Source organism: Pseudoduganella sp. jia 12, from assembly GCF_055502675.1.
Genome location: NZ_JBUXKP010000001.1, coordinates 194,791 through 209,173 on the forward strand (window position 1 = coordinate 194,791; position 14,383 = coordinate 209,173).

Genomic DNA, 14,383 nt, shown 5'->3' on the forward strand with positions numbered 1-14,383 from the left:
CGCGGTGCATCCTTACCTGAAAGAGATGTAATGCAAGTGCGCAAGGCGACTTCCTCCACGACCACCCTGATCGCCGGCCTCGTGGCCGCCGCCTGCGCCAGCCTCGCGGCCGGCCAAGCCCGTGCGCAAGCCGCGGATGGACAGCTGCAGGAAGTCGTCGTCACCGCCCAGCGCACCATGTCGCTGGCATCGAAGACGCCCGTCGCCATGAGCGTGCTGTCCGGCGACGCCCTGCGGGCGGCCGGCTTCGGCACGCCGGCGGAACTGGCCAAGCGGCTGCCGGGCGTGCACCTGGACGGCGCGGCCGACGGCCTGAAGATCACGATCCGCGGCGTGTCGAATTCCGATGCCACCGACAAGGGCGATCCTTCCGCCGCCTTCATGCTGGACGGGATCTATATCGCCCGCCCGCAGAACCAGAACGGGCTGCTGCTGGACGTGGACCGCATCGAAGTGCTGCGCGGGCCGCAGGGCACGCTGTATGGCCGGAACACCACCGCCGGCGTCGTGAACGTGATTTCGCACGCGCCCACGCGGCAACTGGAAGGGGCCTTCGGCGTGGAAGCGGGGAATTACGGCAGCCGCAAGGCGAACGCCATGCTGAACGTGCCCGTCACCGGCTGGCTGGCGCTCCGCGCCGCAGTCGCTGCCAGCCGCCACGATTCGTACCTTCGCAACGGCCAGGGCACGCCGCACACGCTGGGCCAGGATGCCGACAGGCGCGCCGCCCGCCTGTCCGCGAGCGTGAAGATCGGCCCCACGGCTTCGCTGCTGCTGCGCGCCGACCATGCCACGAACGACTACAACCCGGACGCCTTCGTCTCGGACAACAACTTCTTCCGCAACGCCGACAGCGGCAACCCCGTGTGGTACGGCGCCCCGGCCGGCGACCGGCTGACGAACCGCTTCGTGCCGCGCAACATGGCGCCGGAACAGGGCCATGGCCGCAACCGCACGTCCGGCATCGGCGCAGAACTGACGTGGAACCTGGGTCCGGCCACGCTGTACTACCTGGGTGCGCACCGCAGGTTCGACCTCGATTTCCTGACGAACTACATCTATCGTGTGGCGCCACCAGTGACGCTGGGCGTGCACCAGAACTTCGACGGCGGGCAGCGCCAGGATTCGCACGAGCTGCGCGTGGCCACGAACGGCGACGGCGCGCTGTCCGCGCAGGCGGGCCTGTACTGGTTCGACGAACGGGCGCATTCGAACTACGTGTTCCGCGACCTGGCGCCGATCGGCCTGACGCCGTACTACGCGTTCCCCACCGACCCCACGCTGGCGAAGAGTCGCGCCGCCTTCGGCCAGCTCACGTACCGCGTCACGGAGCGGCTGCGGGCCACGGCCGGCCTGCGCCATACGCAGGACGACAAGTCGCGCGTGGGCGCCACCAGCTTCCAGCAGGGCCCCGTGTTCAACCCGGCCACGGACTACCGGCTGCCGAACGTTGCCCGGATCGAGACAGGCAAGCGCACGTGGCGCCTGGGCCTGGACTACGACCTGGCGCCCGCCACGTTCATCTACGGCACGCTGTCCACCGGCTACAAGGCAGGCGGCTTCAACGACGGCTGCGTGGCCGGCGCCGTGCCGGGTGCCGGCTGCCCCGCCGCTGCCGCCGTCGCTCCCGGCTACCTGTACTACCAGCCGGAAGCGGTGAAGTCGCTCGAGCTGGGCGCGAAAACGCGCTTCTGGAACAACCGGGCCAGCCTGGACGTGGCCGCATTCCATTACGACTACACGAACCTGCAACTGTCCGGCAACGCGATCGTCGCCGGCGCGCCGCGCTTCATCACGACCAATGCCGGCATCGCCGGCGTGCGCGGCCTGGAGCTGGACGGCAAGGTGCGGGCCACCGCCGACGACCGGTTCTCCTGGGGCCTGGCGCTGCTCGATGCGCACTACGTGTCGTACACGCCGGACGGCATCCAGTCGTGGAATGGCCGCAAGCTCGACCGCGCGCCATCGCATGTGCTCTCGGCCGGCTACGAACGTCGCGTGCGGTTCCCCGGCCACGAGGTGCGCGCGGGCGTCGACGCACGGCGCAGCGCGGCCTACGTGATCGGCGTGCCGTCGAAGCTGGTGCAGTACCGCGTCCCGGCGATGACCCATGTGGACGCCACGCTGGCCTGGCAGCCGGGCGATGCGCCGTGGACGCTGTCCGCCTACGGCCACAACCTCGGCAACCGCATCGCGCCCGCCACGATCGACAGCTTCGGCATGACGGTGCCGGGTGCGCCGCGCACGTTCGGCATGCGCTTCGACTACCGCTACCAGTAACGCCGGGACAGAACCGCATGCTTCATCGTCACCGCAGCGGCAGGCCGCCCATCGTATCGCCCCCTGCGCGGCGCGTGGTCCTTCCTGCGCAGCGCTGCGTGCTTTTCGCACTGCGTTGCTTCCTCGCCGTCGCTGCTTTCGGCTGGAGCGCCCTCGCCTGGGCCGCACCGGTCGTGCTGGACGATACGCTGCACGAAGCCGACGCCTGGTCCGCGATGACCATGCTGCCCGACCCCCACCGCCAGCTCGATGCGCCCGCCGCGCTGGCGGCGCACGACCGGTTCAGGCCGCCCGCGCTGGCGCGCGGCACCACCGGCAAGTACGAGCGCGTGCTGTGGCTGCGCATCCCGGTCCGCGTGCCGGAAGGCGCCGACGGGCAATGGGTGCTGGCGCTGGACTATGCGCTGCTGGGCCGCGTGGATACATGGGTCGTCACGGATGGCCGCCCCGGCCGCCACCAGGCCGGCGGCAACCGCCTGCCGCCGCCCGAGCCCCGGCTGGGGGCGCGCGTGCCGGCATTCGTGCTGACGCTGCCGCGGGGCGAGCACACGCTGCTGCTGCGCGTCGAGGCGCGCGGTCCGATCATCCTGCCCGTGCGGCTGGAAAAGGCGGCGCACTTCCACCGCACCGAGCTGCTCGAGCAGATGGTGCAGGGCCTGCTGGCGGGCCTGGCGTTCTGCCTGCTCGTCTACAGCCTGTCGCACTGGGTCACGCTGCGCGACCACACGTTCGGCAAGTTCGCGCTGGCCACGTTCGGCCTGGCGGTGTACGGGATCGACTTCTTCGGCGTCGGCCAGCAATACCTGTGGCCGGGCAGCCCATGGATGATCGAGCACGCCGGCGGCATCACGGCGATGATGGCCTCGTGCGGCGCCTACCTGTTCGTCGAGCAGGTGCTGGCGCGGCGCGGCATGGACCGTCGTTTCAGCCTGCTGATGAAGGGCTGCGCGGCGCTGATGGCGCTGACCGCCGTCACCTATGCGCTCGACATCCTGCCCATGAACGGGCTGCTGCTGGTGGTGTCCACGCTGGGCGCCACGGCCAAGCTGTTCGGCCTGCCCGGTGCGTGGCGGCTGATGCGCCGCGGCGATCCGGTCGGCTGGTATTTCACGACCAGCTGGCTCATTTCGTTCGCTGGCGCGATGGTGTTCGCGCAGGTTTTCGCCGGCAAGCTCGAAGCCACGTTCTGGACGATGCATGCGCTGCAGCTGGCCAGCGCGATCGACATGCTGGTGTACATGCGCATCCTCGGGCTGCGCACGAAGGGCCTGCAGACGGCGATGCTGCGTGCCGAGGCGGCAGCGCGCATGAAGTCGGAATTCATGGCCAACATGAGCCACGAGATCCGCACGCCGATGAACGCCATCCTCGGCATGAGCCGGCTGGCGCTGATGGCAGGGCCGGATGCGCGGCTGCGCAACTACCTCACCAAGATCCTCGGGGCCGGCGAGCACCTGCTGGCCATCATCAACGACATCCTGGACTTTTCCAAGATCGAGGCGGGCAAGATGACGCTGGAGAAAGTGCCGTTCGATGTCAATGCGCTGCTCGACCACCTGTCCAGCCTGACGGCCCTGAAGCCCGACGGGCGCAAGGTGGAACTGGTATTCCGTGTCGGCCGCGCCGTACCGGCGGCGCTCGTCGGCGATCCGCTGCGGCTTGGCCAGGTGCTGCTGAACCTTGCCGGCAACGCCGTCAAGTTCACCGAGCAGGGCGAAGTGGTGGTGGCCGTGGACGTGGACGTGGACGTGGATAAGGCGGCGGTGCGCGGCATGGAGCAGGGCCGGGACAGTGTCAGGCTGCGCTTTTCCGTCAGCGATACCGGTATCGGCATGAGCGGGGAACAGCAGGCCGGCCTGTTCCAGGCCTTCAGCCAGGGCGACGCCTCGGTCACGCGGCGCTACGGCGGCACGGGCCTGGGCCTGACGATCTCGCAGCAGCTGGTGCAGCTGATGGGGGGGAGCATCGCGGTGCGGAGCCGGCCCGGCGCCGGCAGCACGTTCGCATTCACCGTCGAGGTGGGTGTCGGCGATGGCGACGCGCCTGGCACGGACACGTCGCGGGTGCCGGCAATGCCGCTGCACCAGGCGCGCGTGCTGGTCGTCGATGACAGCGCCACGGCGCGCGAAGCCATCGTGGAAATGCTGGGCGGCTTCGGCATCGCCGCCGATACCGCCGATTCGGGCGAACAGTGCCTGCTGATGCTGCACGCGGCCCGGCGCGACGGCCTGCCCTACCAGCTGGTGCTGATGGATTACCTGATGCCGGGCCTGGACGGCGTGCAGACGATCCACCGCATCCGCGACGACAAGCGCCTCACCGCGCCGCCCGCGATCCTGATGCTGACCGTGTGCACGCGCGACGCAGTGCTGCAGCAGGCCGACCGGTTGCCGCTGGCCGGCTTCCTGACCAAGCCGGTCGGCCCCGCGCTGCTGTATCACAGCCTGGTACAGGTGCTGGGGGCGGAGACGCACGAGGTGGCTGGCGCCGGCCAGCCGGCTGTCCGTGACGTCGACCTGGCTCGCCTGGACGGTGCCCGCGTGCTGCTGGTCGACGACAACGCCAACAATCGCGAAGTGGCGATCGACTTCATGGCGGCGGCGCGCATGCACGTGGACGTGGCCGTCGACGGCCTGGAAGCGGTCGGCATGGTGGCGGCGAACGACTACGACCTGGTGCTGATGGATATCCAGATGCGCGGGATGGATGGCCTGACGGCCACCCGCCGCATCCGCGCCCTGCCCGGCCGCCTCGGCATGCCCATCGTGGCGATGACGGCGCACGCGCTGGCCGGCGACCGCGAGAAGAGCCTGGCGGCCGGCATGAACGGCCACCTCACCAAGCCGATCGAACCGGATCTGCTGTTCGCCGCGCTGCTGCGGTGGATCGACCCGAAGCGCCTGGCAGGCCGATTGCCGCCACTTGCCCGCGTCGAAACAGCGCCTGCGCCGATCGACCTCGTGCAGGCGCCGCTGCCGGCGCTGCCGGGCGTGGACTGGCAGGCGGCGCTGGCTGGCGTGGAAGGCCGGCGCGCCAGGCTGCACAAGCGGCTGGAAGGCTTCGTGCGCCAATATGCACCGGCGCCGGGCGCATTGCGCGATGCGCTGGCGGCCGGCGACACGGGCACGATGGCGACACTGGCGCACAACCTGAAGTCGAGCGCGGTGTACATCGGCGCGACGGCGGTGTCGCAACTGGCCGGCAATATCGAGCAGGCACTGCGCACCGGCGAAGGAGCCGATGAACGCTGCCGGCTGGCGGCCCTGGTGCCGGAACTGGTCGGCATGCTCGACACCCTGCTGGCGGGGCTGGCGCCGCTGGCGGCCACGGCCACGGCCACGCCCCCCGCGGCGACCGATGTGCGGGCGCTGCTGCGCGACCTGGCAACCTGCCTGCGCGCCGACGACGCCCGCGCCGAAGACCTGCTGCGCGAGCTGCGTGTCCTGCCCGCCGTGGCGGTCCACCGCGAGCCGCTGGCCGCGATCGGGCGGGCCGTGGCCGATATCGAGTATCATGCTGCACTGCAACCGCTGAGCCGCCTGGCGTTTGCGCTGGAACTGACTCTCGAAGACACTGCATGAACGTCCTGCAAAAAGTCCTGGTGGCCGACGACGACGCGATCAACCGCGAAGTCCTCGCCGAACTGCTGAAACCGGAATACACCGTACTGCTTGCCAGGGATGGCACGCAGGCTCTCGACCGCGCCACGCGCCACGTGCCCGACCTGGTGCTGCTCGACGTGATGATGCCCGACATGGACGGCTTCGAGGTGCTGCGCCGCCTGCGCGCCGACCCGCGCACGGCCGATATCGCGGTGATCTTCGTTTCCGGCCTGGGCCGCCCCGAAGACGAGGCGCAGGGGCTGAAGCTGGGCGCCTCCGACTATATCTCCAAGCCGTTCAACGCCACGGTGGTGATGGCGCGGGTGGCGCTGCACCTGCAGATGGTGCGCCAGCGCCGCATGCTGGAGCACCTGGCGCACGTGGACGGCCTGACCGAGCTGGCCAACCGCCGCCGCTTCGACGAGATGTTCGAGGCCGAATACCAGCGCGCGCGCCGCCGCGGCACCCCGCTGTCGCTGGCGCTGCTCGACATCGACGCCTTCAAGCAGTACAACGACCACTATGGCCACCCGGCCGGCGACCGCGCGCTGCGCGCGGTGGCGCGCACGGCCGAGGCGTGGGTGCGCCGGCCCGGCGACCTGGCGGCCCGCTACGGCGGCGAGGAACTCGTGCTGCTGATGCCGGAAACGGATGCGGCCCATGCGCGCGGCCTGGCGGACCGGCTGCGCGATGCGCTCAACCGGCTGGCGATCCCCCACGTGGCCTCGCCGGTGGCGCCGGTGCTGACCGTCAGCGTCGGCGGCGCCACGCTGCTGCCGGACGAAGACGCGGCGGCGCTGTTCGCCGCCGCCGACGCGCACCTGTACCGCGCCAAGCAGGCCGGCCGCAACCGCGTGGTGTGGCGCGCCACGCCGTAGCAACCGACAGCCGACAGCCATGCAGCCGGGTTTCCTGCTGACCCGCCACTGGCGCGATACCGACACCGGTACCGAGGTCGAATTCTGGATCGCCACCGATGCCGGCGCACGCCGCGTGCGGCTGCCGCCGCAGCCTTCCGTCGCCTTCATTCCGGCCGAATGGGAAGAAGCCGCAAGGACCGTGCTGCGCGCCGAGCCGGGTTGCGAACTGCGCCCGCTTGCGCTGTGCGACTTCCGCCACCGCCCCGTCGTGGGCCTGTACTGCCGCCACTACCGGCAGTTGCTGAAGCTGGAGAAACGGCTGCGCGAGCACGGCATCGATGTCTACGAGGCCGACGTGCGGCCGCACGAGCGCTACCTGATGGAACGCTTCATCACGGCATCCGTCACGTTCGAGGGTGACGAGCGTGATGGCATCATCTGCGACGCGCGCCTGAAGCCGCACGACGGCTACCGCCCGGCACTGCGCCTCGCGTCGCTCGACATCGAAACGACGGCCCATGGGGAGCTGTATTCGATCGCGATCGAAGGCTGCGGTGCGCGCGACGTGTACATGCTGGGGCCGCCGAACGGCGACGCGGCCGGTATCGACTTCGACCTCGTGTATTGCGCCGACCGCCCGGAACTGCTGGCCCGGCTGAACGACTGGATGGCGCGCCACGATCCGGATGCGATCATCGGCTGGAGCGTGATCCAGTTCGACCTGCGCGTTCTGCAGAAGCATGCGGATCGCTATGGCGTGCCGCTGCTGCTGGGCCGCGGCGGCACGCCGATGGAATGGCGCGAGCACAACAACGGCCAGCATTTCTTCGCGTCGGCGGCGGGCCGCCTGCTCATCGACGGCATCGAGGCCCTGCGCTCGGCCACGTGGAGCTTTCCGTCGTTCAGCCTGGAGAACGTGTCTCGGACGCTGCTGGGCGAAGGCAAGGCGATCGACAATCCCTACGACCGCATGGACGAGATCAACCGCCTGTTCGCGCAAGACAAGCCGGCGCTGGCCCGCTACAACCTGAAGGATTGCGAACTCGTCACCCGCATCTTCGCGCACACGGGCATCCTGGCCTTCCTGCTGGAGCGCGCCAGCGTGACCGGGCTCCCCGCGGACCGCAGCGGCGGTTCCGTGGCCGCCTTCGAGCACTCGTACATGCCGCTGATGCACCGCGCCGGCTTCGTGGCGCCGAACCTGGGCGACGTGGCGAACGCCGACAGCCCCGGCGGCTTCGTGATGGATTCGCGCTCGGGGCTGTACGACTCCGTGCTGGTACTCGACTACAAGAGCCTGTATCCGTCCATCATCCGCACGTTCCTGATCGACCCGGTCGGGCTGATCGAAGGGCTGCGCGAGCCGGAGGCCGATACGGTGCCCGGCTTCAAGGGCGCGCGTTTTTCCCGCAAGTCCCACTGCCTGCCGGCGATCGTCACGCGCGTGTGGCAAGGCCGCGAGGCCGCCAAGCGCGACGGCAACGCGCCGCTGTCGTTCGCGCTGAAGATCATCATGAACGCCTTCTACGGCGTGCTGGGCGCCTATGGCTGCCGCTTCTTCGACCCGCGCCTCGCGTCGTCGATCACGATGCGCGGGCACGAGATCATGCACCGCACGCGCGCGCTGATCGAGGAGCAGGGTTACCAGGTGATCTATGGCGACACCGATTCCACGTTCGTGTGGCTGGGCCGCGCGCACGGCACGGAGGAAGCGGACGCCATCGGCCGCGCGCTCGTCGCCTGCGTCAACGACTGGTGGCGCGCGCACCTGCGCGAGGAATTCGACCTCGACAGCGCGCTGGAACTGCAATACGAAACGCACTACCGCCGTTTCCTGATGCCGACCGTGCGCGATTCCGACGAAGGCAGCAAGAAGCGCTACGCGGGCCTGGTGCGGCGCGCCGACGGTAGCGAGGAGATGGTGTTCAAGGGCCTGGAAACGGTGCGCACCGACTATACCCCGCTGGCCCAGCAGTTCCAGCAAACGCTGTACGGCCTCGTGTTCCGCGGCGAGCCGTACCGCGACTACGTGCGCGACTACACGGAGCGCATGCTGCGCGGCGAACTCGACGAGCTGCTCGTCTACCGCAAGCGGCTGCGCCGCGCGCTGGGCGACTACGACCGCAACGTGCCCCCGCACGTGCGCGCCGCCCGCATCGCCGACGAATTCAACGCCGCCCAGGGCCGGCCGCTGCAATACCAGAACCGCGGCTGGATCCGCTACCTGATGACGACTGCCGGCCCCGAACCGCTGGAAACGCGGCGCGCCGCGATCGACTACGAGCACTACCTCGACCGCCAGCTGCGGCCGATCGCCGATGCGATCCTGCCGTTCCTGGGGGATAGTTTCACCGGGCTGACGAGCCGGCAGCGGGTGTTGTTTTGACCTGCCTGATGTCGCAGATGGCGCTCGCGAGGCAGGGGTCTGTCCCCGGTAAGTGTTGGCCTCGAACTGGGTCGCAGACGTTACAAGGGGACTGACCCCGGTTTTTGCATGCTCCATTGCAGCGCCAACAAAAAACCGGGGGCGTAGCAGGGGTTTCGGGAAGCTTCGCTTTCCGCCTGCGTAGCGGAGATGGCATGCATGCCATCTCTCCTTCCAGTCCCCTCGATGAGCTAGCAGCAAGCACAAAAGCCATCACTTACCGGGGACAGTAAGGAGTGATCCCTTGCAAGGGATCACCGCTACGCAGGCGGAGAGCATGCTCTCCGAAACCCCTGCTACGCCCCCAGTGACGCCAGCGCTATCTGCGACCTCTGTCCAGCCCTACTTCCCCAACAACTTCCGCCCCGCCTCCGCATACGGCGCCGCCTTCTCCACCCCGGTCCACTGCGGCCGCTTCGGATCGTTGGCCATGTCCTGCACGGCCAGCGCCACCATCCGGCTGATGCGCGCCATGTTGTCGTAATCGAGCCTGGCCCAGTCGTCGTCCTTGCCGTGGTAGTCGGGGAAGCCGAAGGCCACGGCGAGGGTATGGGCCGGCACGCCGACGTCGGCCAGCGCCTGGTTGTCGCTGCGGGCAAAATAGCGGTCGCTGTTGACGTCATGCTTCCACAGGCGCACGCCGGTGCGCTCGCCGGCTTTCTTCAGGTAGTCCGTCACGGTCGAATAATCGAAACCGGTCAGCGTGGCCGTGCCCACTTGCGCGCCTTCGCTGTCGTCGGTGCGGCCGATCTGTTCCAGGTTCAGGTGCGCTACCGTATCCTGCAGCGGCAGCACCGGGTGGCGGCCGTAGTAGCGCGAGCCGAGCAGGCCCAGTTCCTCGCCGAACAGCGCCACGAACGCGACGCTGCGGCGCGGGCGGGTCTTGTCGGCGGCGAGCGCGGCGGCAATGTCGATCACCGCCACGGTGCCGCTGGCATCGTCGTTGGCGCCATTGTGGATCTCGCCGTTGCGGATGCCCAGGTGGTCGTAGTGCGCCGTCAGCATCACGTAGGTGTTCTTCAGCTGCGGGTCGCTGCCGCGCAGCACGCCGATGACGTTGCGCAGCTTCACGGCGCGCAGCGCCGGCACGCCGACCCTGGCGGCCACCGTGGCGCCTTCCGTTTCCAGCGCGGTGGCCGCGGCGGCATCGTGCAGCACGACGACCGGCGGCGCGCCCGCCGGCGCCACCTGCTCGGGATCGATCAGCCAGCCCTCGCTGCGGTTGCGGTGCTGGCCCTTCGTGTCGACCATCACCACCAGCGCGGGCCGCGCCTTCAGGCCGCTGCGCAGCACGTCGGCGGCGCCGGACACCGGCGCGGCGGGCACCACCAGCACCTTGCCGTCGATCTCCGCGCCGGCTTCGAGCGCTTCCTTCCACGCCAGGCGCACCACACCCGTCGCGCCCAGCGTCACCGGTTGCACGAAGTTGGCGGTGGCGGCGGCCAGCGGCACGGCGAACGTCTTGCCCGCCGCCTGCACGGTAAACGTGAAGTCCTTGCCGTCGCGATGCGCCTGCTGCCAGTTGGCCGTCTGGAAGTAGCCATCGTCGCCCCCCGCTTCCAGGCCGGCGCGGCGGAATTGCGCGGCAATGTATTCGGCCGCCAGGTCCAGCCCGCGCGATGGCGTGCCCCGCCCTTCCAGCAGGTCGGAAGCGAGGAACGACAGGTGGCCGCGCAGCGAGTCGGCCGAGATGCGGTTCGCCAGCGCGTCGGCGGGTGCCTGGGCACAGGCGCCCGTGGCGGCCAGTGCCAGGCCCACGGCCAGGGTCAGTGCGGAAAAGTGGTGGCGCATGCGTAACTTTCTTATATGTACAAGAAAAATTGAAATATCGCATGGTAATTGTCGGGCAGTCAATGCTGTGCCGCGTACTGCCTCCATCCGGCAAAATGTGCCGTTACCGTACTGTCTTGAGTAACACTTCTAGAAAGTTTATTGCCACATAGCAATAAAAAGCGTATCGTTGCATGTCTTCCTGTGAAACCGTTTTCAACGCGATTCTTCAACGTGTCCTCTTCCCCCGCCCACCGCCTGATGCACCGTGTGATCGTCCTCCTGGCGATGGCGACCATCGGCCTGCTGGTCTGGCACCGCTTCGGCATGGAGCGCGTGATCGACCTGACCACGCGGCCCGACGTGCGGCGCGATGCGATGGACGACCGCTGGATGGGCGGTACGAGCCGCGTGACGCTGGACCAGCGCGGTGGGACGATGACGATGCGCTGCCGGCTGGCGCGCACGATCGACTGGCCCGCCTGCAAGTACCAGTTCGTCATTTCCGATACGGAGGCCGGCATCGACCTGTCGGAATTCGACGCCGTGACGTTCGACGTGTCGTATCGCGGGCCCGGGCGCCACGCGCTGCGCATGATGGTGTTGAACTATGAACCCGGCATCTCGAAGCTCGAGAACCCGATGTCGCAGAAAGTCAACGAACTGGAGTTCGCGGTACCCCCGAGCGGTACGATCCGCGTGCCGCTGAACGTGCTGCATGCGGCGACATGGTGGATCGACTACATGAAGGTGCCGCTCGAACGCACCGACATGCGGCTCGATAACGTAACGCGCGTGGAGCTGCTGACCGGCGCCTCCAGCACGGCGGGCGAACACGTGATCGAGCTGCGCTCGATGCGCCTGCATGGCAAATGGATCACCAGCCGCGAGCTGTACATGGGCCTGATGGCGGCATGGATCCTGTGCGCGATAAGCTGGCCGATCCTCACCGCGCTGCAACTGCGCCGCGAGCTCGGTGACACCGGCCGGCGCCTGGCGCTGCTCGCCGAGATCAACGCCGCGCTGCAGCTGGAAGCGCGCGAACTGGTGGAACAGGCCAATACCGATCCACTGACGGGAGCACTGAACCGGCAGGGCCTGCGCGCCGCGCTGATGAGTACTTCATCGCTGCTGGCACCGCCGATGGCCGTGCTGTTCGCCGACATCGACCATTTCAAGCGCATCAACGACCGGCATGGCCACGACGTGGGGGACGCGGTGCTGCGCGACTTCGCGGCGATGATCCACGGCGAGATCCGGGCCAACGACAAGCTGGTGCGCTGGGGTGGCGAGGAATTCCTCATCGTTTGCCCGGCCACCGGCGCGGAGCAGGCACGCCAGCTGGCCGAGAAGCTGCGTGCCGCATTGCACGCGAGCTCCTGGCCGGCCGGCCTGCGCGTGACGGCATCTTTCGGTATTGCCGCCCGCGCCCAGGACGAGGATATCGGCGCCCTGATCAAGCGGGCCGACGGCGCGCTGTACGCGGCGAAAGCGGCGGGTCGCGACTGCGTGGTGGTGGCGGACGCGCCGGCGCCGCCGGGCGCGGAGTGGGCGGTGCAGCCGGCCGGCGCACAGTATGACTGACAGGGTATGACTGACAGGGTACGACTGACAGGGTACGATTGAGAGGGTACGATTAACTCGGACTTGCGTTTCCGCAACAGTCTTCATTGATCTTAAGCAATCTTTCGGCGATTTCGGCCAGAACCCGGCTTACACTTGGTTCGCAGCGGTCACTGAACCAGTCAACCGCCCCGAACAATCCCGAGAGACACCCATGCCCACGCTGACCCAGTTCTTTGCCGACGTTAAACTGCCCACCATCCCCGAAGTGGCGCACGCCCTGATCGCCACCCTCGACAACGACGACGCGTCGTCGAAAAGCGTGGCCGCCATCATCGCCCGCGATCCCGCCCTTACCGCCAAGCTGATGCGCCTGGCGAACAGCGCGCGTTTCGGCTTTTCGCGCGGCGTGAGTTCGCTGGACGACGCGGTGGCGCTGGCCGGCATGTCGCACATCCGCACACTGGCGCTGGCCACCTGTTTCGCCGAATCGTTCCCCGAGCTGCCAGGCCTGGACTCCGGCGAATTCTGGAAAAGCAGCATGGCCTGCGCCGGCTACGCGAAATGGCTGGCCACGGGCCTGGGCATCGACGGCGGCGAAGCATGGCTGGCCGGCATGATGCTGCGCCTCGGCGAACTGCTGATCTGGCAGGTCGCCCCCGACCACTTCGCGGAAATCGAGCAGCAGCCGCACTTGCCGGGCGGCCGCTGGGAACGCGAACAGCGCCTGCTGGGCTTCTCCGAAGGCCAGATCACGGCCGAACTGGGCCGCCGCTGGAACTTCCCCGCCAAGATCGTGCGCGCACTGGAATGCTCGTCCGAACCGATGGCCGCCAAGCCGTTCTGCCAGCTCGCCGGCGTGATCCACCTGGCCAGCCTGCTGGCCGACACCCCGAGCGACGACCCGGAAACCATCGGCACGCTGCCGGCCGACGTACTCGAGGCGCTGCAATTGCGCAAGGAATGGATGATGGCGAAATTCCCGTCGCACGAGTCGTTCTCGGCCGCGCCTTGAGATAGCAGTCAGAAGTCGCGGATAGCGGTTGAGCTACTGGGGTCAGTCCCCTTGATTCGCGCTGTCGACTGGGGTGGGGCCAACGACTGGCGGGACAGACCCCAATGCGCCACCGCCATCCGCAACATCCAGCATTTGGGATCCCTTATACTCGCCCTTTTCCCCGCGAGTCCCCGATGCTGACCCCCGACCAGTTTTTCCCCTTCCTGTTGGCCGCCATGGTGCTGACGGCCTCGCCCGGCCCCGACAACCTGATGGTGCTCGGCATGGGCATGGCGAAAGGGCGGCAACAGGGGATCGCGTTCGGGCTCGGTTGCGCATTCGGGTGCCTGAGCCACACGCTGCTCGCGGTGGTCGGCGTCAGTGCGCTGATCGCGGCGTCGCCCACGGCGTTCACGGTGCTGAAGGTGGCGGGCGGCCTGTACCTCATCAAGCTTGGCTGGGGTGCGTGGCGCCATGCGGGCGCCGTCAATGTCGCCGCCGTCGACACCCCGGCCGACTCCCCTGCCCGGCTGTTCTGGAAAGGCTGTCTGGCCAACGCGATCAATCCGAAAGTGGTGCTGTTCTTCCTGTCGTTCCTGCCGCAGTTCGTGGTGGCCTCGCGCGGCGACGCGCCCTGGCAGCTGGCAGCGCTGGGCGTCACGTTCACGCTGCAGGCGGCCATGCTGTTCGGCCTTCTCGGTTATTTCGCGGGTGCGATCGGCCAGTGGCTGAGCCGCAAGCCGCGTGCCGGCGTGGTACTCGACCGCGTGGCCGGCACCGTGTTCATCGGGCTGGGGCTGAAGCTGATCGCTTCGCGCTGAGTCTTCCGCTGAACCCTCGGGTGAACCCTGCGCCCGCCGGGCGCATCCGTGCAGTATAGTGCGGC

Annotated in this window: 8 protein-coding genes; 7 read left to right on the forward strand and 1 reads right to left on the reverse strand. The window is 68.5% G+C overall.

Annotated features, from left to right (window positions below):
* Positions 1-30 precede the first annotated feature (30 nt).
* From ACY65G_RS00825 to ACY65G_RS00840, 4 genes are all read left to right on the forward strand, one after another.
* Positions 31-2,280 (forward strand): TonB-dependent receptor, encoded by a 2,250-nt coding sequence (locus tag ACY65G_RS00825; protein ID WP_464995481.1) that lies wholly within the window; start codon positions 31-33, stop codon positions 2,278-2,280.
* A 98-nt stretch (positions 2,281-2,378) separates the two neighbouring features.
* On the forward strand, positions 2,379-5,861 hold the full coding sequence (locus ACY65G_RS00830; RefSeq protein WP_464995482.1) for a response regulator: 3,483 nt from the start codon (positions 2,379-2,381) through the stop codon (positions 5,859-5,861).
* Entirely contained in the window at positions 5,858-6,760 is a 903-nt protein-coding gene (locus ACY65G_RS00835) for a diguanylate cyclase domain-containing protein (protein WP_464995483.1), read from the forward strand. The genes ACY65G_RS00830 and ACY65G_RS00835 overlap by 4 nt, the downstream gene beginning before the upstream one ends.
* Positions 6,761-6,779: 19 nt before the next feature.
* Positions 6,780-9,128: a DNA polymerase II gene (locus ACY65G_RS00840; RefSeq protein WP_464995484.1), complete on the forward strand. Its 2,349-nt coding sequence runs from the start codon at positions 6,780-6,782 to the stop codon at positions 9,126-9,128.
* Positions 9,129-9,509: 381 nt separating this feature from the next.
* On the opposite strand, the gene ACY65G_RS00845 is transcribed toward ACY65G_RS00840, so the two are convergent.
* On the reverse strand, positions 9,510-10,958 hold the full coding sequence (locus ACY65G_RS00845; protein WP_464995485.1) for a M28 family peptidase: 1,449 nt from the start codon (positions 10,956-10,958) through the stop codon (positions 9,510-9,512).
* Positions 10,959-11,171: 213 nt separating this feature from the next.
* Between ACY65G_RS00845 and ACY65G_RS00850 the strand changes: the two genes are divergently transcribed.
* The 3 genes from ACY65G_RS00850 to ACY65G_RS00860 all read left to right on the forward strand — a co-directional run bounded on the left by ACY65G_RS00850 (position 11,172) and on the right by ACY65G_RS00860 (position 14,318).
* Positions 11,172-12,521 carry a GGDEF domain-containing protein gene (locus tag ACY65G_RS00850; protein ID WP_464995486.1) on the forward strand — a complete coding sequence of 450 codons (1,350 nt, stop codon included), beginning with the start codon at positions 11,172-11,174 and terminating at the stop codon, positions 12,519-12,521.
* Positions 12,522-12,714: 193 nt separating this feature from the next.
* On the forward strand, positions 12,715-13,515 hold the full coding sequence (locus tag ACY65G_RS00855; RefSeq protein ID WP_464995487.1) for an HDOD domain-containing protein: 801 nt from the start codon (positions 12,715-12,717) through the stop codon (positions 13,513-13,515).
* Between the two features lie 176 nt (positions 13,516-13,691).
* Positions 13,692-14,318, forward strand: a complete 627-nt coding sequence (locus ACY65G_RS00860) for a LysE family translocator (RefSeq protein WP_464995488.1) — start codon at positions 13,692-13,694, stop codon at positions 14,316-14,318.
* The last annotated feature ends 65 nt before the right edge of the window (positions 14,319-14,383 follow it).